Source organism: Halalkalibacterium halodurans (assembly GCF_005671335.1).
Taxonomy (GTDB): domain Bacteria; phylum Bacillota; class Bacilli; order Bacillales; family Bacillaceae_D; genus Halalkalibacterium; species Halalkalibacterium halodurans.
Map to the genome: position 1 here is coordinate 1,894,858 of NZ_CP040441.1, position 21,611 is coordinate 1,916,468.

Genomic DNA, 21,611 nt, shown 5'->3' on the forward strand with positions numbered 1-21,611 from the left:
TAGTCAATTTCTGACGATTGAAAAGAGGTTCACTAAAAAAAGTCAATATTACTCAAAAGTAGTAGAATTTCGACAGGATTAGCGTTTCCTAAATCTTTCAGCATTGAAACGCCAGAGGTATAGGAAAACTATAATCAAAAGGAGGGGAGATAATGAAACGATTATCCGTCGTTGTGATTTCATTTGTGACGTTAGTTGCAGGCTGCGCACAGGAACCAACAACTTTCGGGCTTGCTCGTGACCAAGGACATGAGGCGCGCGGGACAGCCCATACTTGGCAAGGTCTAGAAGGACCACTTACCGATATGATGATTCCAGAGCGTACAAGAAATGGGCTTGCGCGAAGAGACTCAAAGACGTTTGGTGAGCAACGAGAGCAAGCAGGGGCGAAACGAGGGCTAGGCTTTCGCCACCAAAGTCAACGGATATTGAAAGATCGAATGGGTACTGTGGAAGATATGCCACAAATTAGTGATCATCCACACATGAAGCAAAGGCAGCCCCAGGTAGGTGTTCAGGAAGTCCAAACACGAGAACAAGCAATTAAGCAGCGACTGCTTAACTTAGAATCGGTTCATAATGTCTACATTCTGTCCAATGGGCATTCGCTTATCATCGGGGTAGATGCGGCAGAATCGAATCGAAAAAAGCTGCATCGAACGATCCGTGAGACGATTGACGACCTTGTCGATCTGAATCGTGTGACGATCACAACGAAAAGGGCTCACCTTCAAAGGATGAGAACATTTGAAGAAGGGTACCATCTTGGTCAGCCAATAGAAGCCGTTGAAGGGTTCTGGGGTGAGATGGTCGAGCGATTTAATCAAGATCAATCATAAAAAGGAAAGCACGTTCTTTCTTATATAAAGACGTGCTTTTTTATAAGGGCAACTACACTGAGTTTTTTAGAAACGTTAATATACTGGGGAGAGGTAGCCTGCATAAAGAGCGTGCAAACTACCTCTTTTTCTAATATAATCCTTCGTTATCCAGTACAGTCAAGTACGCCCGTTCCACCTGTTTAAGGTTGGACACAGCGTTTTCAAAATGCACCTTCGTTCTGGCGCGGTTTCCACTGGTTGGGTTTGACACAAGTTCATCGTGTAAGTTGGTTACCGTATTTAATTCAATTTCTAAGCTTTCCAAAACATTTCGCACACCTTGGAACTCAGAAGGAGTGTCTTTGACAAGCATGGATTTTGTCCAAGCATGAAGTTCTCTTAACCTCTCCCTTGCCTCTGGTTCATTCATTCGTACCGTCTGTCCCCCCCGGTAAAAAGGGGCAAGAGCTTCTAATTCATGAGCTGCTTCCACTAAATAGTATCCGAAATGGTCAGCATACTCAGTTACATAGTCCTCATGAGTATTTTGCTGTTGTTGCTGTACCTTCGTATTCGACGGTGGTGTGACCATTTTAGCTCGATCATGCTCCTGTGCGATCATATCGTTTGCTACTTGCTCTTCTGTCGTTTGTTGGCAACCGCTAAAAATGAAGCCGATCGTCGTCATTAGGAGAATGAACAGAGTGAATCGTCGTTTCATATGAATATAGACCCCTTTGTCTTTAAATTCTTAACGTTAGTATAGGATGTTTCTTGCTTTGTATGCGTAACGGCTATTGATTGCTCAATTCAACTGACTGTACTAAAATGAAACAGATGACCTTAAAGGAGTGGACAAATAGATGAAATTAATTGCCACAGATATGGATGGTACATTACTGAATGACGAGCGAAAAATATCAAAAGAAAATGCAGAAGCGATCAAGGCAGCACAACAAGACGGCATCCATGTGGTTGTTGCAACAGGTCGGGATTTTAAAGAGGCAAGCATGCCGTTAAAAGAAGCTGGATTAACCTGTCCTATTCTCTGTGTAAACGGAGCTGAGGAACGAAGTGCTAATGGCGAATTGATCCACGCCGTATCTTTGGCTAAAAATGAAGCGCTGACGATTTTAGATATATTAACAGCTGCGGATGTTTACTTTGAAGTGTACACAAACAGAGGGGCTTTTACTGATGATTATGAAAAAGGATTAGAGATTGTGATTGACGTTTTGCAATCGGCAGGATCGGATGATTCATATGAGAAGATGCGTGAAATTGCAAAGCATCGATTTGAGTCTGGTGCTGTTCAGTTGACAGAGGATTATACGAAATTAATCGACTCAACAGCTGTCTATAAATTTTTAGCGTTTTCAAGGGATGAAACAAAGCGACAAGCTGCAAAGGACGACCTTGAAAAAAAGGATGTCTTCTCCGTAAGTGCGTCTGCCTCTGATAACTTAGAGATCACACATTGGCAAGCACAAAAGGGAATTGCTCTCCGTCGGTTAGCTGAGCGCCTCGGCATTAACTCAGACGACGTGATGGCAATTGGTGATAACTTAAATGATGTTTCTATGTTGAAGTATGCTGGTACGGCTGTCGCGATGGAAAATGGAGAAGCAGAAGTTAAACAATTAGCTGACTTTGTCACAGCTTCAAATGAAGATAATGGTGTAGCTAAAGCGATCAACAAATGGTTGAAATAAGTGAGAATAACGACCAAACCTACCTAGAAAAAGCAGGTAGGTTTTTTGCTATATAAAACGAAGTAGCAACAAAGTTCAATGTATTATAACAAATAGAAAATAACTGTTGACTATTATAGAACAGATGCGTATACTGTAACTAAGAAAAAGAAACTTACTGAAAATTTAAAAAGAATGGGGAGTGAGAGTAGAATGTTGAGAATCTCTGCTGATCAACAGGAGAAAAAGCCGGAAACAACAACGGAAGAAGAGCCGACGATCCTTGATATGATTAACGACTATTATGGTCGTACGTAATGATTAAATGACAGAGTTTAGCCATTGGGTTAAGCTCTTTTTTTTGTTCTGTAATATGACAGTAGGAGCATGAGAAACCCTTGACACAGAAGAAAAGGAAGTCTAGGATTAAATTGTTAACTTAATTTTATGATCAGTTTACAATTGATATTGATTGGAGGAGTGAGCAATGAATTGGATTCAGCTTGCCCAAGAAGTGATTGAGGGGAAACGTATATCAGAAAATGAAGCGTTAGCCATTCTTAACAGTCCTGACGACGAACTTTTGCTTTTGTTGCAAGGGGCGTTCACGATCCGGCAAACATACTACGGAAAGAAAGTAAAATTAAATATGATTATGAACGCAAAATCAGGATTTTGTCCAGAGAATTGCGGTTATTGTTCCCAGTCGTCCATATCGAAGGCACCGATTGACGCGTACCCGATGGTGAATAAAGAAACCATTTTGGAAGGCGCAAAACGGGCTCATGAATTAAATGTGGGGACGTACTGTATTGTGGCCAGTGGGCGTGGACCTACGAATCGAGACATTGATCATGTTACGGAAGCGGTTCGCGAAATTAAAGATACGTATGGATTAAAGATATGTGCTTGTCTCGGTATTTTAAAACCGGAGCAGGCTGAGCAGTTAAAAGCGGCAGGGGTTGACCGATATAATCACAATGTTAATACATCGGCTCGCCACCATGATCAGATCACGACCTCACACACGTATGAGGATCGGGTAAACACGGTCGAAGTTGTAAAGCATAGCGGGATTTCACCGTGCTCAGGTGTGATCGTTGGTATGAAAGAAACAAAGGAAGATGTTGTGGACATGGCCTTTCAATTGCGGGAACTCGATGCCGATTCCATTCCGGTGAATTTCTTACATGCGATAGACGGGACACCGCTTCAAGGCGTCCATGAACTGACTCCTATTTATTGCTTGAAAGTATTAGCCTTATTCCGCTATGTATGTCCAACGAAGGAGATACGGATCTCAGGGGGAAGGGAAGTCAATTTAAAGAGCCTTCAACCACTTGGCCTTTATGCAGCTAACTCCATTTTCATCGGTGATTATTTGACGACAGCAGGTCAGGAGGAAACGGCTGACCATCAAATCCTGAAAGATTTAGGATTCGAAGTGGAATCTGTGGAAGAAATGAAAGCAAGCCTGCAAGGCCAGTAAACAAAATGGAAAGGGAGCGGCTTAGGTGCTGCTCTCTTTTCATTTTGAATCATGAGAAGAAGACAGACATGATACACGCGGTCGTTGAGACATTTGCCTTGTCGAGCAATTCCTTCTTCGTAAATGCTCTAATCGCCGACGATTGCTTGTTTTTTTCGTGCAAATCGTCTGTAAAGAGAGCTACAATAGAGAAAAGGTTTACGAGGGGAGAGGGTTATGCGATATTTTTCAACAGACAGCCCGGAAGTCAAAACAATTGTTGCCCAAGACTCTAGACTTTTCCAGTTTATCGAAATAGCCGGTGAAGTGCAGTTGCCGACAAAGCCAAATCCTTTTCAATCGCTTGTATCTTCAATTGTGGAGCAGCAACTGTCAATCAAAGCAGCGTCGGCGATATACGGTAGGGTAGAGCAATTAGTCGGTGGGGCGTTGGAAAAGCCTGAACAGCTGTATCGAGTATCAGATGAAGCGTTACGTCAGGCTGGCGTGTCAAAAAGAAAGATCGAATACATCCGTCACGTTTGTGAACATGTTGAATCTGGGCGACTTGATTTTACGGAGTTGGAGGGAGCTGAGGCTACCACAGTCATCGAAAAGCTGACGGCTATTAAAGGAATTGGCCAATGGACAGCCGAAATGTTCATGATGTTTTCCCTCGGTCGACTGGATGTGCTATCTGTAGGTGATGTGGGCTTACAACGAGGGGCAAAATGGTTGTACGGCAACGGTGAAGGTGACGGAAAAAAGTTGCTCATTTATCATGGGAAAGCGTGGGCTCCTTATGAAACCGTCGCTTGTCTATATTTATGGAAAGCGGCTGGGACATTTGCTGAAGAATACCGCTCACTGGAAGAGCTTTTACACCATGGGAATCAATGCTAGCCTGAATCGAGAATAGCTTTTGTTCCCCTCCTTATACTATAGGTAAATGAAAAAGAGAGGTGAAAACAATGGCTAGAAGCAGAAACAAACTCCTCGTTCCTGGGGTAGAACAAGCGCTTAACGAAATGAAATATGAAATCGCGCAAGAATTTGGTGTTCGTTTAGGATCTGATACAACGTCACGAGCAAACGGCTCTGTCGGTGGAGAAATCACAAAACGTCTCGTTCAGCAATCCGAAAGAGAATTTTAATGATATGAAAGGAAGCGCATGCGACGCTGCATGTGCTTTTTTAAGTTTACCTATAAAGGGAAACATGTCATCCAGTGTTTCAGTCATCTTTTTTAGTGACGCATGATGCAGGAAGATTAAACAAGTTAAAGGTAGGAGGAAGGAAAAGCGGTACGTCGTTTATCATTTGGTAAGTAATTCTTATAACGAGGAGGGATATAATGGAACGAGTTAGTGATCATTATGCAACGATGGCGCTCACAGAGCCACAGTTGAACCAAATCCGGCAATTAGAGGAACAGCTTCGTAAAGAAACGAATAAAGATGTTGTGCTCATCGCCTATGAAGAAAGTGATCACAATCCGACATAAAAAAAGGTGCCTGCTCGCATTAGCGATAAGGCACCTTTCAATGATTTAAGGGCGTGGTGGATAATGGATTGGTGAGTCAGGTCCAAGATCAATGCCGAAGAACATCCAGACCATTAACATAATCGTCCAAACGATCGTAAACACAATTGAATAAGGAAGCATCACCGAAATTAACGTACCGATGCCCATTTTTTTATCATACTTTTGCGCAAAGGCGATAATGATCGCAAAATAGGTCATGAGTGGTGTAATAATATTCGTTGTAGAGTCGGCAATCCGATACGCCATTTGTGTTAATTCTGGCGAATAGCCGAGCTGCATCATAATTGGAACAAAAACAGGTGCCATGACGGCCCATTTGGCTGAAGCACTTCCGATAAACAGGTTAATAAACCCTGCAATCAAAATAAACGCCAAAATGAGCGGAATCCCTGTCAATTGGATGTTATCTAAAAAGGTAGCACCGTATACACCGAGAATGAGGCCCATATTTGTTTCGTTAAAATACGCAACAAACTGCCCTGCAGTAAAGGCGAGGACGACGAACATTCCCATCGATGCCATCGTGTCAGACATTTGACTGGCAACGTCCTTGTCATTGCGAATCGATTTCGTGATTGCCCCATAAACAAGACCAGGGACAAGAAACAGGATCAAGATGACCGGGACGAGCGAACTCATAAACGGCGATTGAATAATCGGACTGTCTCCTTCCCCGCGCAGCGGTCCCCATTCAGGAATAACAAGAAGAAGCATAAGCGCGAGCGTGATGATGAACGATATGCTCGCCCACAAAAGTCCTTTTTTCTCTTCTGGCTTTAAATAATCAATGCTCTGTTTTTCGAGCGATCCTTTAAAGGCTCCGAGCCGAGGCTCTACAATTTTATCGGTTACAAACCAACCAGCAAGTGTAAGGACGAAGACAGAAGCAATGATAAAGTACCAGTTCATCGCATAGTTGATGGTTTCCGCATAAGCAGGATCAATCGTAGCCGCTGCTTGTTGTGTCAGGGCGCCAAGCATTGGATCGGTTGCCGACAAGAAGATGTTCGCACTAAACCCTGCCGATACCCCAGCAAAGGCGGCGGCCAAACCTGCGAGCGGGTGGCGTCCGAGAGCAATAAACAGCATCGCTCCGAGCGGTGGAAGGACCACATAACCAGCATCAGAGGCCACGCTTGACATAATTCCGGCAAACACAAGAGTGACTGTAATTAGACTTTTCGGTACTGCTGTGACAAGTCCGCGCAAGCTAGCACTAATGAGACCGCTTCGTTCGGCAATCCCAATACCGAGCATCGTTGCTAGAACAACACCAAGTGGAGGAAAATTAATAAAATTGCTTACCATACTGGTGAAAATGTAAGCGATCCCTTCACTTGATAATAAGTTCATGACTTCGACTGTTTCCCCAGGATTGGCGGGATCGTCAACCGAAATGTTAAACGCAGATAAAATACCTGAAGCTACAATAACTAATAACGCTAAGATAGCAAATAATGTAATTGGGTGAGGCAGACGGTTTCCTGTTACTTCAATAAAGTTCAGGAACTTTGTGAAAATCCCGCCTTTTTTCTTTGGCCCTTCCATAGTGAATCTCCTTTCTCGTGTTAATTCTGTTAGACAAGCAAAAGATTTCTGACAATTCTAGCTGTGCAAGCGCATTCCATTCTATAACAGATCTGTCCTTAGGAAAACCATTCCCTTGGAAAATCAAACTTTAGTCCTAAAAGTTTTATTAGAATAATAATGTCTGTAATAAAACTAATCTCTAAACATTGAAGTTAGCTCATAAAAAAGAGAATTGAATTTAATTCCAAACCAACAACTAAATTCTAATATGTAGTAATTTATTTCTAATTTAGATTTTAATAGGTTGTTATATCTTTTTTTAATTGGTATAATATAACATGATATGAAATTAATGATCTATTGTTCTATTATAGCATCTGTTAGTCTTTTTACCTATATTGCGGTGCTTGTACCCAACTCCTAATCATTTTAAGGAGGTGATTATTATAAGAAAAAAATTAGTTTCATCGTTTAATTAAGTATTTAGTTGGTTCAAATTATTTTAAGGAGGACTAATAAAGAATGAAGTTGAATTTAAGAAAAAAATTGATTGCTGGGGTAACTTTTTTAGGGATTTTTGGCGCAATGTCTGGTGTGGCACTAGCTGAAGATGATGCAGTAGGGGGCTGGGTTGAAGGAGAAGGCTATTGGACAAGCAAAGACAACTATGAAATAAGAAAGAGTAGCTCACCTACTTCTCATCAAGGATGGAAGCAGGTAAGAGAAAGAAGTGGAGGAAAGCAGTACCGAGCTGTAGGAGTGACCCAATGGAGCAAACAGCATTATACAAGAGCACAAATGGTAGGCCGGGTATCAGGATATGTACATGCTGATAGTTATCGAGTTTGGGGTACTGATTCCACTGAGGCTCGTTCACCATGGATATCAAAAAACTATCAAGCTCGTACATTCTATGGATCAAAATAAATGAATACTCTAAAACTACAATGAAGCTGTCATTGGCAGCTTCATTCCCATTTGTCAAAAGGGAGTTGACGATATGAATCAGGCGGCCATGACCAAATTAAGAAAAAATGGAACTCTTACGATCGGTGCGTTGTTTGGATTGTTCAGTCTGTTAATGATGGCGCTGAGTGCCTTTCAAATAAAACAAGATGAGTTAAACATGGTCACCCGAGGATTATATGACCCAAGAGCAGTTGCCTTTACGTTTGAAGACCTTGGTCAAGCGATCGATTGGAAAGAGATAGATACTGATAGACCATTTACTGTTTTCACGAATCCAGATGAACCAATTCGTGGGTTTTATTATCAGCGTGAAACGTATATTCCGCCAATGATATCTGGTCGTTTTTTTAAAGAGAACGATTTTTATCGGGGTCAAAAATATATAGTTGTTGGTCAAGCGATCGACCAGCAGACTATTGACAATTGGCAGCAACAAGGTTATAGGCTACTTGGGATTATGGGTGCCTCCTACGCATCTGCCATTGATCATTTAATTCTAGTCAATCTTGATGCTATGGAACAGGGGAAACCGGCTGCTTATTACAATGAAGACGGGGAACCAGTGGCCTCTGAAATATATGTAATTAACAGTCATGACAAGCTAATTGTAGGGGACGAGTTACACTTTAATCATCATACAGTATTTAGGGTGAACACAATCGCGCGAGAAGATGTCGGAGTTTTTCGTTTTTTAGAGTTTAGCCTATTCCAGATTATTATTTCGGTTCTTTCGCACGTGCTTATTTTCAGTTTAACACTGTTATTTAGTTTTTATTGGCTCGAGAAACAAAGAACAGAATGTATAATTCTCTGGCATTTAGGAATTCAGTTAAGAAAGCCGTACAGTCGGTATGCTCTTACGTTATTTGGTTTGCTATCAATTTCGTATGGTTTAATAGGGATTCTTACATTGAGCTGGATGCTGATATTCAATCATAATCTACAAACAATCATCTTCCACACAAACAATATGTTGATTGGGTATCTCCTTATGCTCCTAGCGATCAGTGCTTCGATTAGCTTAGGCAGTTGGAGAGTGAAAAAGACTATTTATAGAAGAGAGGGAGTGAAGCAATGAATATGATCTTAAGTGAAGTTTCAGAAAGTCTTAGGCGTAAAAAAATGATGACGTTCTTTCTTATGCTCGGGATTCTTGTTTTTCTACTTTCTGTCATTCTCATCATCATTAGTTATGTTCACCTTCAGGAAAAGGAAAGTAGTGTAAGCTCTTTTAAAGGTTTACATGTTTACAGAATTAGTGATTCATTATATGAGGATAGTGAATTTAAAGCCTATTTGGACGAGCCCGAAGCATTGGATCGACTGAAACACTATTATACATATCTAGAAGAGAACTTAAATGAAACCTTCATTCATGTAAGCCAACAACCCCTATTTATACCTACCGATCAAATCGAGATCGATGAATCGTTTTTAGAAGGGTACGAAGAAGGGAATCCAAGGCCAATCTATAACGATGAATACACGGTAAAGACAGTCACACTAAACGAGCAAGCGCTGAATTTATTTCCGATCCAGGTGATGGAGGGAGAGACCTTAACTTCGGAGGATTTTGATCATTCAAATGCCCCCGGCCAAATTCCGGTACTTTTAGGGGCCGCCTACTCAGAATACTTTGAGGTGGGGGATCATATAAAAGCGGACTATCTATTTCAAGAGTTTGAGCTGGAGGTTAAAGGGTTTTTAAAGGAAAACCAGTTTGTCAGTAGTCCTAGTGAACCCGAGGTCTTTTTAGATCGCAATATTGTCATACCAGCACAGCAGTTTGCAGAACCTAATAGTGAAGAGGAAGAGGGTTTCCAAGAACGACACTATTTTAACCTGATTTGGGGAGCGATTTACAGTGAATCGGAAAGGGATGCGGTTGAAGCGGCATTAGAAGAGGCAAAGGCTGCTAGTCGATTCCCGCATGCCATAATGATGGGCTCCCCCACCACTCCGCTTGGTCAGCTGTTTGAAGCAATAGCAGAATCGATATACTGGCTTTTATTTATCGCAACTGTGCTTTTTATTGTATGTATATTCGGCATTTCAATGATGTTGAGAAAGAAAATTCAAGATAACTATAAAAATATGATGATTCATCTGATCTCTGGTGGGAGCATGCGTCAATTATTTTTGTATAGTGTCGCTGAAATCGCAGTGCTTGTTGGTTTGCCTACTATATTACTCGTTCTTGTTATTATGGGGTTCAATGTGCCTTTATTGGTTTTGATGGTGATTTTTTTGTGTGCTCTTGCCCTAATGATATTGGCCATTATCCCGCTATACTTACACTTTCGTAGGTTGCCAGTCAGTCGTTTACTTAAACGAGAGGAGTAACAGTCATGATACAATTAAAAGAGGTTAAAAAAACCTATTTTATGGGAAAGCAACAAATTGAAGTATTAAAAGGGATCGACTTAGAGGTTAACAAAGGTGAGATGATTGCGATTATGGGACGAAGTGGGTCCGGAAAATCAACTTTGCTTAATATACTTGCAGGGTTAGATAAGCCGGATCACGGGATTTATTTGTATCAACAGGAGACAATTCATGAAAAGACATTAAATGATTTAGCAGAATTTCGGAGGAAAAGAATAGGATTCATCCTCCAAAACTATCCGTTGATTGATAGTAAAAATGTGTTTGATAATGTAGCGTTACCGTTAAAATACAGTAACATACCCAAGAAAGAAATGACAGATAAAGTGACAACCATGCTATCAACCCTTGGGATAGAATATGTACAGAGCAGATCCGTGGATATGCTTTCAGGAGGAGAGGCTCAGCGTGTCGCCATTGCTAGGGCATTAATTCAACAGCCAGAGCTTATTTTAGCAGACGAACCTACAGGCTCTTTAGATGAAGAAAGTGAAACTGAGATTTTAGCCCTTTGTAAGCAACTAAACGACGAAGGGAAGACCCTGATTATCGTTACCCACAATCCTCACGTAGCTGAAATATGTCATAAAAAGTATAAAATCCATGACGGCAAGTTAATCATGATGCCACATTGATTTGATCACAAGAGGGATAGACAGTCATTTGTGGGAAACTCATGCGTCTACTTTTCCCGCACTATGATCACGAGAGGATAATCGCTTCCGCTCGTGTAAGAAAATTATGATATTAAAGCATGCAAAAGAGGCAGTTGCATGCTTTTTTCACTTTTATAAAATGTGAAGCTTTAGTTGTTCAAAAGATAGTAATACGTATGCCTGCGTTATCACCTGATTCGTGCAATCACCGAACTTTCCTTACATGTTTCAACTTACGGTGTTTCATACTAACACTAACATGAAAAGGGAAGGACGATGAGCGATGAAATCAAATGACCCGATTCCTAAAGACTCTCCATTGGATCATACGATGAATTTAATGCGCGAGGGCTATGAGTTTCTCAGTCATCGAATGGAGCGGTTTCAAACCGACCTTTTTGAAACGCGGGTGATGGGACAAAAGGTGCTTTGTATACGCGGGGCGGAGGCGGTAAAGCTGTTTTATGACCCTGAGCGCTTTAAACGGCATCGAGCAACGCCTAAACGGATTCAAAAATCACTTTTTGGCGAAAATGCCATTCAAACAATGGATGATAAGGCGCACCTTCATCGCAAACAACTATTTCTCTCGATGATGAAGCCTGAGGATGAGCGGGAATTGGCGCGCTTAACCCATGAAACGTGGCGACGAGTAGCGGAAGGGTGGAAAAAGTCCAGACCAATTGTTCTGTTTGATGAGGCGAAGCGTGTTTTATGCCAAGTGGCATGTGAGTGGGCAGGGGTTCCTCTAAAATCAATAGAAATCAATCGGCGAGCGGAAGATTTTCATGCCATGGTTGATGCCTTTGGCGCAGTGGGCCCAAGACATTGGCGAGGGCGAAAGGGACGGAGACGAACGGAGAGATGGATCCAATCGATCATCTATCAAGTACGAACCGGTAGTTTACAGGCACGTGAGGGGAGTCCGCTTTATAAAGTATCGTACCATAGGGAGTTAAATGGAAAGTTGCTCGATGAGCGGATGGCGGCTATTGAACTCATCAATGTGCTTAGACCGATCGTCGCGATCGCAACCTTTATTTCTTTTGCTGCAATTGCCTTGCAAGAGCACCCAGAGTGGCAGGAGCGATTAAAATACGGCAGCAACGAGGAGTTCCATATGTTCGTGCAAGAGGTGAGGCGCTATTATCCATTTGCACCATTGATCGGAGCGAAGGTGCGCAAAAGTTTTACGTGGAAAGGCGTTCGTTTCAAAAAGGGAAGGCTCGTCTTCTTAGATATGTACGGAACGAATCATGACCAGAAACTATGGGATGAGCCAGACGCGTTTCGACCGGAACGGTTTCAAGAACGAAAAGATTCCCTTTATGATTTTATTCCTCAAGGCGGGGGAGATCCAATGAAAGGGCATCGCTGCCCTGGAGAAGGCATTACTGTCGAGGTGATGAAGGCCACTATGGACTTTCTCGTCAACGATATCGACTATGACGTACCTGATCAAGACATTAGCTACAGCTTGTCCCGGATGCCAACAAGGCCGGAAAGTGGGTATATCATGGCGAATATAGAACGGAAATACGAGCATGCATAAAGGAATGTGACCAGTTATGGAATTGGCAAAAGACTTCGTCGTGTTACTAGCCCGCGTTCTAACGATCTTGCCGCTCATGCTACTAGTCACCATGATCATGGGGAAGCGCTCTATCGCCGAACTTCCGGTATTTGATTTTTTGATTATTTTAACTCTCGGAGCAGTTGTTGGAGCAGATTTAGCCGACCCGAGCATTCCCCATCTGCATACAGAGGATGTTTTTACGACGCAGGTGCCACCGATGTACCATTAAGGACCTTATGGTAGGTCTTTTTTTTTGTTAGAAAGGGAGAGATTACTATAAAAGAAAGGGGTGCCTTGTTCTAGGTCTTTGTTCTTGTCTTTCGTCAGCTCTCATAAACGAAAAAAGGAGACGCTTTCTTGTTGTCGAAAAGAGTACTTAACGATTGAAGCAAAGTGTATCGCGGGCTGGGGAGGGAACGTTGGATGAGTCAAGAGCTAAAAAATAAGGTGCAGTTTCTAGCCAAGGAACTAAATCAGCTTGTGAACATCTTGTATGAGGAATCCAAAAAACAGACGCCCCTTACCCTGTGGTTACTATGTAAGAATACCTTCGTTTATGTGTACCGCACAGTGAAAACGGTAAGAGGCGTAGCCGGGGTGTTACTTGTTCTCGTACCTGGCAGTCTCATGGCATACACTACCGATGCATTTAGAGCGATAGGAGAGCTTCCATGGACGTCTATCACTGTATTATTAGGAGGTATGAGCTTCTTTCTTTTCGCTTATTTACGTCACTTAGTCCTTGATGAAATGAGCCGTCCGGGAAGTGATCTGTTCCATATTCAAGTGTACGAAAAGCGCAAGCCGGATGAATACATGTCACTGATTGCGCTTGCAAAAGAGAGAGATTATGTTGAATCAATTGCAGCTGATATTGAACAGGTCACCTCGACTCCATCGCTTCCAAACTTGTTGGAGCTTCTAAAGGAAAAAGAGCAGGATATCGAGGAGAAAGATCGTGTCATAGAGGATTTATTGGAAATCGTAGAAGACAATGAAGAGCATACGCTCATGTTCAAAGAAAAATATGAAATTTTGCTCGACTTCGTGTTTCAGTTAAAGTCCAAGCTGAACTTACTCGTTCATGATCAATTCAGCTTAGATTCAATTGATTTCGGTTCAGACTATTCTCTTTACAAGGTTGGAGAAGAAGGACTCGAATTTGTTGATTCCTATGGGGTCAATAAGGCGGAGATGGAGGACTTTATTCCTTTTACAGAGAAGGGGAATCCGTACATCCTTGCAATCGAACGGGACTACAAAGATCCGTTAAAAGTAGGGGATCTCATTTCGTGGAAGCGAACATTGCAAGACGGCTCCCAATGGGTGCTTTCACTACATTTGAACGAAAACAATCGTGAGAAATTGAATGACGCTACCGAATCTGGTAAACTGAATGTAACGATTACACAAGAGCTTTTATGGATTTGCTGTGAACTGCTGAACAAATTTTCACCGAATCCAACGAAGAAAGGGGAGGAGTAAGATGGGACAAGCTGCTAAGGACAAGCCCTATTCAAAGGAACTCTCCGATCACTACATGAATCAAATGAAAAAGAAAAACGAACGAGTTCGCCATCGTGCGTTAAAAGCGTTGAAAAAAGAACCAAAGCTAGACGTAAAAAAGTGAGATGTCAAATGAACATCTCACTTTTCTTTTCCTAAGGCTTTCATCGCTTGCTCGCGAGCCTTATCGTTTTTTTTCTTCTGGTTCTCGACAATTTGATCCATAAGCTTCGATGACTCGGGCTTTCCCATCTGTTAATCATCCTCTTATTATTCTTATTACTCACATCCTTTCCTCGTTCCCGAATGTTTATACTTTAGGCGGAATGTTTCGATCATTCACTCAGCTTAGGGTATATAACTTTACCCTATCATAGAATCTTTTAGTAAAATATCATCTAGGGACAGTAAATGGAAGGACATAGTAAACGTAAAGGACGAAAAGGAGAGGTGCTAAGAGTGAACGAGCTTGAACAATGGAGAAAAGATCCACTTGTAATTAAACTAATGGCGACCGAGGAAGTTTTTTGGCTCAATCCTCATATAGATTCGTTTAAGTCAGCAGTTCGAAAGCTTAGTCTACACGAAGACGACGTCAAGGATACCGAGAAGCGATTAGAGCGGTTTGCGCCATATATCGCGAAAGTCTTTCCTGAAACAAACCAAGCGCACGGAATGATCGAATCTCCCTTAGTGCAAATCCCTTCGATGAAACAATCGTTAGAACAGAAGTATCTGCAACCAATTACGGGGAAATTATTGCTAAAATGCGATAGTCATTTACCTATTTCCGGATCGATCAAAGCGAGGGGCGGCATTTATGAAGTGCTGAAACATGCTGAACAACTAGCTTTGCAGCATGGGCTTTTAACAGTTCAAGATGATTATTCGATCCTTGACAGCGAAACTTGCCGGGACTTCTTCGCGAATTATTCGATTGCCGTTGGTTCGACGGGGAATTTAGGGCTCAGCATTGGCATCATTAGCGCAAAACTTGGCTTTAACGTGTCGGTCCATATGTCGGCAGACGCAAAGCAATGGAAAAAAGACTTGCTTCGAAGTAAAAACGTCAACGTCATTGAATATGAGGATGATTATAGTCAAGCGGTAGAGGAAGGGCGAAGAGAGGCTGAGCAGGATCCCACCTGTTATTTTGTGGACGATGAACAATCTCAAGATCTTTTTTTAGGCTATGCTGTGGCAGCCTTTCGACTGAAAAAACAATTGGCTGAACAGAAGATTACGGTCGATGAGAGTCACCCTTTGTTTGTCTATCTCCCATGCGGGGTTGGTGGCGCCCCAGGTGGGATTACCTTCGGTTTAAAGCTGTTGTTTGAAGATCATGTCCACTGCTTTTTTGCAGAGCCTACCCACTCTCCATCCATGTTGCTTGGACTTTTGACAGGCCTTCATGAGCGGATTTCGGTTCAAGAAATCGGTCTCGACAACCGAACAGAGGCAGATGGACTTGCTGTCGGCAGACCTTCGCGACTTGTGTCAAGGATGATGAAGCCTTTATTAAGTGGGAGCTTTACGATAGACGATGACAAGCTTTTTACCTTACTGAAAGAGCTAGCCGATGCAGAAGGGCTGTTCCTTGAACCTTCAGCGCTGGCAGGAATGCTTGGACCGATAAAATTAGTTCAGGAAGGCAATCACTATTTAAAAGCAAACAACTTAGCTGAAAAAATGAACAACGCCACGCATATTATATGGGGAACAGGCGGCAGCATGGTACCTGAAGAGGAGATGATGGCTTATTACAGACGGGGAGGAACTATTAAGTGATCGACGATGATGAAAGCTCTGTAATAGGGGTTAGTAAGGCCTCCATAGGGGGCTTTTTTTATTCAATGTAATTAAGTGTAAGCCCAGCTCATGTCGCCTGAGGGATCGGTGATGCTGAGTTCCTTTATACTTAAAGATCGTTTAATCTTTAAATGTTTTAGAGGTACCTCTTAAAATCTTAATATTTTCATCATTCTGATCATTACGCTATACTGAAGGAAATACATAGCAAAGGGGTAAGAGCGGATGAAATTTCTCATCGTTGGCGCTGGAGCCGTAGGGGGTTATTTTGGAGCAAGATTGGCAGAAAAGGGGGAAGATGTAACCTTTCTCGTTCGGGAAAAACGAAAGGAACAAATGAAAAAGCGAGGTCTTCGTATCCAAAGCATTCATGGAAATACGACGATACAAGCGAAAACTATAACGATGGAGGACACTGGGCTATTTGATGTCGTCCTTCTCGGAACAAAAGCCTACCATTTAGAGAACGTCATTGAAACCATCCGTCCGTTTATTCATGATCAAACAGTGATCATTCCGATGTTAAATGGGATCGCTCATTTAGACAGATTGCGTAAGGCGTTTTCAACAGAACAAGTGATTGGCGGACTTTGTTTTATTGAATCGACGTTAAATGAATTTGGTGACATTGTCCAAACGAGTCAGATTCATCGATTTGTGTTCGGAGAGTTGAACGGGGAACGAAGCGAGCGGGTGAAAAAAATTGAAGCCGCCTTCGCAGGGACCAACGCCATGATTGAAGTGTCAGACTCGGTTCTTACAGAAATGTGGCACAAATATATGTTTATTACGACCATGTCCGGTGTGACTACATTGTACAATCAACCAGTGGGCCCTATTCGTGAACTTCCCTCAGGGGAACAGGTGATCCGCGGACTGTTTGCTGAAATTGGGGCGATCATGCGGGCGGTAGGAGCACCGATTGCCGATCAAGTAGAAGAAAAGCAATGGAAGCAAATGGGCGGTGTCGAATACGAAATGAAATCCTCGATGCAACGTGATATGGAAAAAGGCCTGCCGATTGAACGAGAACACTTGCAAGGCTATTTATTGAAGCTAGCTGAACTACATCAAATACAAGCCCCTATCTTAGCGACAATTTATACGAACTTGCTTTTTTATCATCCAGAGTCTTCCTAATAACCGGAAGACTCTACTTTTTAATTTATTGTAATCATATTATGTAAACTAATTATAGCCATTTATTAGATAATTTCACGTACCGTATTATTATCCGATCTAAAAAATTTCTATAACGAAGCAAAACTATCACTCTTCCTATACACTTGTCAATATTGCTAGAAATGCAAACAAATATTCGCTAAAATAAAAGGGAGGTGTAGCTTATGTTCAAACAAACGTTTCAAGACTTAGTCCATTGGTTAAAAACCGATGATGAAATAAAGAAAAATATTGTCCATTGGCATGAAATCGAAGCGAAACCTGCACAGACTGTGCCATTTCCAACCACATTGGACATTCGTATCCGAGAAGCGTTGGAGAAAAGGGGGATCGGCCAGTTATACACTCACCAGAATACAGCGTATGAATGTTCGGAAAAGGGAGAGCACGTCGTAGCTGTAACACCTACAGCTTCTGGAAAGACGTTGTGCTATAACCTTCCCGTCCTTCAACAAATTCGAAGAGATGAAACTAGCCGTGCGCTGTATTTGTTTCCGACAAAGGCCCTTGCCCAAGATCAGAAAAGCGAGCTAAATGAAATCATTGAGGAAATGGGTATATCGGTTAAATGTTTTACATACGACGGCGACACTGCCCCCAACATCCGCCAAGCGGTAAGAAAAGCGGGACATGTTGTTATTACAAACCCAGATATGCTTCATTCAGCCATCTTGCCGCACCATACGAAATGGGTCGCTTTCTTTGAAAATTTAAAGTATGTTGTCATCGATGAGCTTCATACCTATCGAGGGGTGTTCGGCAGCCATGTGGCTAATGTAATTCGCCGATTGAAGCGGATAGCTCGTTATTACGGGAGCGAGCCGACGTTTATTTGCACATCAGCGACGATTGCCAATCCGCAGGAGCTAGCGAGCCAATTGACAGGCCACAACGTTCGACTGATTGATAACAATGGAGCACCGTCAGGAAAAAAGCACTTTGTGTTTTATAATCCTCCTGCTGTCAATGAACCGCTCAACATACGGAAAAGTGCGACGGTGGAAGTGAACCGCTTAGCGAAGAAGTTTCTTGAGAACAACATTCAAACAATTGTCTTTGCCCGCAGTCGTGTGAGAGTAGAGGTCATTCTTAGCCATCTTCAAGAATTGACGAAAAAGAAGATCGGGCAACAGGCGGTACGTGGATACCGCGGGGGCTACTTGCCAAAGCAACGCCGCGAAATTGAACGTGGTCTTCGAAATGGAGACATTATCGGCGTCGTGAGTACAAATGCCTTAGAGCTAGGGGTAGATATAGGGCAACTCCAGGTTTGCATTATGACCGGATATCCTGGGTCGATTGCGAGTGCATGGCAGCAATCGGGAAGGGCGGGACGTAGGCAACATGAATCACTTACGTTACTCGTTGCCGGTTCTTCACCGATCGATCAATATATGATCCAACATCCAGATTACTTTTTAGAAAAGTCGCCAGAATCTGTGCGCATTAACCGTGATAACTTGATCATTTTAGTGGACCATTTAAAATGTGCCGCTTATGAGCTTCCTTTTAAAGAAGGGGAGACATTAGATGGGGTTGAAATTGAGGAGATACTCGAATTTTTAACAGAGGAACACGTGCTCCATCATAGAGGAAGCAAGTGGTATTGGATGAATGACGGATTTCCCGCTCATGGCATTAGCCTACGCTCAGCCTCACAAGAAAATGTCGTCATCATTGATCAGTCCGATATAGCTAATCCTCAAGTGATTGGAGAAATGGACCGATTCAGTGCGATGACGTTGCTTCACGATGAGGCGATTTACCTCCATCAAGGGGTTCAATATCAAGTCGAATTATTAGACTGGGAAGAGAAGAAAGCGTTCGTTCGCGAAGTTAAGGTTGAGTATTTTACCGATGCCAATCTTGCGGTTCAACTAAAAGTGTTGGAAGAGGATGAAACGAAGGAAACAAGACAAGCAACGATTGCCTTTGGCGATGTGATGGTAAATGCCAAAGCGACTCTTTTAAAAAAAATCAAACTGTCTACATTTGAAAACATCGGTTCAGGTCCAATCCATTTGCCAGAGGAGGAGCTTCATACGAACGCCACATGGATCAGCTTTTCAGACGATCTCATTGAGCGCTTTTCAGAAAATGGGTTAGATCAAGCGCTTCTTGGACTCGCTCATGTCGTTCAACATGTGGCACCTGTTTACGTCATGTGTGACCGTTCTGACTTGCATGTCGTTCCACAAATAAAAGCGGACCATTCCGAGAGGCCGACATTGTTTATTTACGATCGGTATCCAGGAGGGGTAGGTTTGGCGAAAAATGTATACAAGCAAGTCGACATCCTTCTAGAACAAGCATGGGGATTGCTCCGCTCCTGTCCATGTGAAAGTGGGTGTCCTGCTTGCGTAGGGGCCTCAAGTGAATTAGGAGACAATGTGAAGCAAGCGGTGCTCCGCCTTCTTTCTTTACTATTAAATGAAATGAGTGAACAAACATGGCATTAAAAGGGAAATTATCCCGCTTAAAGGCCCGTATGGGAGTGGAGACAGGAAGTCAGTCAGAACAGACTGTATCACACTCGATAGCTGATCAAAAAGTCCCGTACGAGCAATCATGGAGACAACTACACGCTAAACCTGCTTGGTTTGAAGACGAATATTCCATTATTCGTGAGGTTTCGTACGACCTTGATAAAAACCATGGCCGTTACCCACTCCGTCAGGTCGTACACCAAGTAGAGAAATGGCAAGAGCATATTGCAAATCATCCCCTGTCAGCAAAGGGGATGCATGTAGAGGAGCTTCTTTTTTTTGATACGGAAACGACGGGACTAAGTCACGGTGCTGGGACGACCATTTTTATGTTAGGATATGCCCAAGTAAAAGGGGAGGAGGTTGTAGTCAAACAACATTTTCTCCCTGGTCCTGAAAGGGAAGTAGCGTTATACCATCATTTTTTGCATGATGTAGGGGATATGAAAAACTTAGTCACATTTAATGGTAAAGCGTTCGATTGGCCACAAGTGAAAACGCGGCACACCTTTGTTCGAGACAGAGTGCCTTATTTGCCAAAGTTTGGTCACTACGATCTGCTCCATGCCTCTAGACGACTGTGGAAAGAGCTTTTGCCCTCCTGCAAGCTTTCAGTTGTGGAGCAGGAAATCCTTCACTTTCACCGAGAGGAAGATACGCCTGGCTATTTAGCACCTATGCTTTATTTTGATTTCCTGCAAGACCCCGATCCAGAGCTCGTCAAGGGAGTCTTTCAACATAATGAATGGGACGTACTCTCTTTATTAACTCTCTATGCCCATCTCTCTGCTTCCATTTTGGAAGTGAACAGCGGACAACTATTGGCAAAAGAGCAATTTGAAGTGGCTCGCTGGTATGAAGCCGTCGGTGAACTCGGCATCAGCCAGTCTTTATATGAGCAGCTTGCTCAAGGTGATCACTCCATTCAAGCTGAAGCGATGCTACGATTAGCCCATCTTGAAAAGAAGCGCGGACGTTTCGAGCGTGCCCAAGGGTTATATGAGACGCTTATTGAGCGAGATCTTTTTCTCAAAGAGGCCGGTATTGAATTAGCTAAGATTTATGAGCATCAGCTAAAAGACGCAGAAAAAGCGTTCAACGTGACTAAGAAAGTCTTTATGTCTAGAAAAGAAGTGGCTCGATTGACAAACAAACATGAGAAGGCCTTTTTAGCAGCAACGGAAAATAGACTGCGAAGACTTGAAGACAAGGTGAGGAAATCTCAAACCTTATTTCCTGGGCAAGCGCAAGATTAGTCGTGATTCCACAAATTTGACGATTTTGTGACAAAATCTATTCGTAGGGAAATACCAAAAAAAAGTGATTGTCGAACGATAAAAAAATTCGTACAATCACAGGTGGAGTATAATATTTTAAGTAGGAAAGAGTGGTTGCATTGACTCGCGCATTGTTAATTATGTTCTTTGTTCTTATCGGAATGGTGTTGTTTTTTGCCACTCAATTACATGATAAAGCCATTTTTTAACAGGTGGCTATGTGTGCGAACGTCCAAAATTAGATGATTCACCTTGAATTAGGTAAACGAACTAGTACACCAATATCACGCATCACATAGGTTAATATTGACTCTATTCATAAGGAGGAATTTAACCTATGCATTGTCGACCGAGAAAGCATTGTAAAGTACTACCGGCAATCGTCCACCCGACGAAGTGCAATGTGGTTCAACAGACATGTGAATACATTGTTCCTGAAATTCACCCAACTCACACAACTCAAGTAACGAACCATGTATACAACCACGTTCATAGCTTCCCTCATACAGTATCTCAGCAACAACAAGTGTACAATCAGCAGTTTTATCAACCGCCAGGACCACCAACTCCAGTCGCAGGAGCTATGGCAGGCCCAGGCTTTGGTCCAATGGCAGGTCCAGTCGCAGGAGCCATGGCCGCACCTGGGTATGGCGCTCCAGTCGCAGGAGCCGCTTTTGGCAAAGGAAAAGGGAAGTGTGGTTGCTAAATG

General features: G+C 42.6%; 20 protein-coding genes and 1 pseudogene. 19 read left to right on the forward strand and 2 right to left on the reverse strand.

The features are described 5' to 3' along the window. The first annotated feature begins 152 nt into the window (after positions 1-152). Positions 153-839: a YhcN/YlaJ family sporulation lipoprotein gene (locus tag FED51_RS09365; protein ID WP_053431317.1), complete on the forward strand. Its 687-nt coding sequence runs from the start codon at positions 153-155 to the stop codon at positions 837-839. Between the two features lie 130 nt (positions 840-969). Here the strand turns inward: FED51_RS09365 and FED51_RS09370 are convergent, their stop codons facing one another. Then, a complete protein-coding gene (locus FED51_RS09370) occupies positions 970-1,542 on the reverse strand; it encodes a hypothetical protein (protein WP_138090459.1) in 573 nt (190 codons plus the stop codon). 142 nt (positions 1,543-1,684) lie between these two features. On the opposite strand from FED51_RS09370, the gene FED51_RS09375 reads away from it, so the two are divergent. The 5 genes from FED51_RS09375 to FED51_RS21110 all read left to right on the forward strand — a co-directional run bounded on the left by FED51_RS09375 (position 1,685) and on the right by FED51_RS21110 (position 5,484). Continuing rightward, complete coding sequence (locus FED51_RS09375) at positions 1,685-2,533, forward strand: Cof-type HAD-IIB family hydrolase (protein WP_010897907.1); 849 nt, start codon at positions 1,685-1,687, stop codon at positions 2,531-2,533. A 466-nt stretch (positions 2,534-2,999) separates the two neighbouring features. Beyond that, positions 3,000-4,001 (forward strand): biotin synthase BioB, encoded by a 1,002-nt coding sequence (gene bioB / locus FED51_RS09380; protein WP_053431315.1) that lies wholly within the window; start codon positions 3,000-3,002, stop codon positions 3,999-4,001. A 216-nt stretch (positions 4,002-4,217) separates the two neighbouring features. Next, a complete protein-coding gene (locus FED51_RS09385; RefSeq protein WP_010897910.1) occupies positions 4,218-4,883 on the forward strand; it encodes a DNA-3-methyladenine glycosylase family protein in 666 nt (221 codons plus the stop codon). A 68-nt stretch (positions 4,884-4,951) separates the two neighbouring features. Further along, complete coding sequence (locus FED51_RS09390) at positions 4,952-5,134, forward strand: alpha/beta-type small acid-soluble spore protein (RefSeq protein ID WP_010897911.1); 183 nt, start codon at positions 4,952-4,954, stop codon at positions 5,132-5,134. Positions 5,135-5,334: 200 nt separating this feature from the next. Further along, positions 5,335-5,484, forward strand: a complete 150-nt coding sequence (locus tag FED51_RS21110) for a hypothetical protein (RefSeq protein WP_010897912.1) — start codon at positions 5,335-5,337, stop codon at positions 5,482-5,484. 45 nt (positions 5,485-5,529) lie between these two features. Here FED51_RS21110 and FED51_RS09395 read toward each other — a convergent pair whose 3' ends face one another. Continuing rightward, positions 5,530-7,074, reverse strand: a complete 1,545-nt coding sequence (locus FED51_RS09395) for an AbgT family transporter (protein ID WP_053431314.1) — start codon at positions 7,072-7,074, stop codon at positions 5,530-5,532. A 504-nt stretch (positions 7,075-7,578) separates the two neighbouring features. Here FED51_RS09395 and FED51_RS09400 point away from each other — a divergent pair. The 13 genes and pseudogenes from FED51_RS09400 (at position 7,579) to FED51_RS09455 (ending at position 21,608) form a co-directional block, all read left to right on the forward strand. Next, positions 7,579-7,983, forward strand: a complete 405-nt coding sequence (locus FED51_RS09400; protein WP_010897914.1) for a hypothetical protein — start codon at positions 7,579-7,581, stop codon at positions 7,981-7,983. A 73-nt stretch (positions 7,984-8,056) separates the two neighbouring features. Then, the gene (locus tag FED51_RS09405; protein ID WP_053431313.1) at positions 8,057-9,103 is read left to right on the forward strand and encodes a hypothetical protein; all 1,047 of its coding nucleotides are present in this window, start codon (positions 8,057-8,059) and stop codon (positions 9,101-9,103) included. Beyond that, the gene (locus FED51_RS09410) at positions 9,100-10,368 is read left to right on the forward strand and encodes a hypothetical protein (protein ID WP_010897916.1); all 1,269 of its coding nucleotides are present in this window, start codon (positions 9,100-9,102) and stop codon (positions 10,366-10,368) included. The genes FED51_RS09405 and FED51_RS09410 overlap by 4 nt, the downstream gene beginning before the upstream one ends. 5 nt (positions 10,369-10,373) lie before the next feature. Next, entirely contained in the window at positions 10,374-11,045 is a 672-nt protein-coding gene (locus FED51_RS09415) for an ABC transporter ATP-binding protein (RefSeq protein WP_053431312.1), read from the forward strand. Positions 11,046-11,349: 304 nt separating this feature from the next. Continuing rightward, the gene (locus tag FED51_RS09420) at positions 11,350-12,618 is read left to right on the forward strand and encodes a CYP152 family fatty-acid peroxygenase CypC (protein ID WP_053431311.1); all 1,269 of its coding nucleotides are present in this window, start codon (positions 11,350-11,352) and stop codon (positions 12,616-12,618) included. A 16-nt stretch (positions 12,619-12,634) separates the two neighbouring features. Continuing rightward, positions 12,635-12,829, forward strand: a pseudogene (locus FED51_RS09425) (DUF421 domain-containing protein); the annotation flags it as partial. Positions 12,830-13,065: 236 nt separating this feature from the next. After that, complete coding sequence (locus tag FED51_RS09430) at positions 13,066-14,127, forward strand: hypothetical protein (RefSeq protein ID WP_053431309.1); 1,062 nt, start codon at positions 13,066-13,068, stop codon at positions 14,125-14,127. A gap of 1 nt (position 14,128) precedes the next feature. Next, positions 14,129-14,272 (forward strand): hypothetical protein, encoded by a 144-nt coding sequence (locus tag FED51_RS21115; protein ID WP_166740122.1) that lies wholly within the window; start codon positions 14,129-14,131, stop codon positions 14,270-14,272. A gap of 335 nt (positions 14,273-14,607) precedes the next feature. Beyond that, positions 14,608-15,936, forward strand: a complete 1,329-nt coding sequence (locus FED51_RS09435; RefSeq protein WP_053431308.1) for a D-serine ammonia-lyase — start codon at positions 14,608-14,610, stop codon at positions 15,934-15,936. A 246-nt stretch (positions 15,937-16,182) separates the two neighbouring features. Continuing rightward, entirely contained in the window at positions 16,183-17,097 is a 915-nt protein-coding gene (locus FED51_RS09440) for a ketopantoate reductase family protein (protein ID WP_010897924.1), read from the forward strand. A gap of 206 nt (positions 17,098-17,303) precedes the next feature. After that, entirely contained in the window at positions 17,304-19,598 is a 2,295-nt protein-coding gene (locus FED51_RS09445; protein WP_053431307.1) for a DEAD/DEAH box helicase, read from the forward strand. Then, entirely contained in the window at positions 19,589-20,881 is a 1,293-nt protein-coding gene (locus tag FED51_RS09450) for a ribonuclease H-like domain-containing protein (RefSeq protein ID WP_053431306.1), read from the forward strand. Before FED51_RS09445 ends, FED51_RS09450 begins: the two co-directional genes overlap by 10 nt. Positions 20,882-21,239: 358 nt before the next feature. Next, positions 21,240-21,608: a spore coat protein gene (locus FED51_RS09455; protein WP_053431305.1), complete on the forward strand. Its 369-nt coding sequence runs from the start codon at positions 21,240-21,242 to the stop codon at positions 21,606-21,608. The last annotated feature ends 3 nt before the right edge of the window (positions 21,609-21,611 follow it).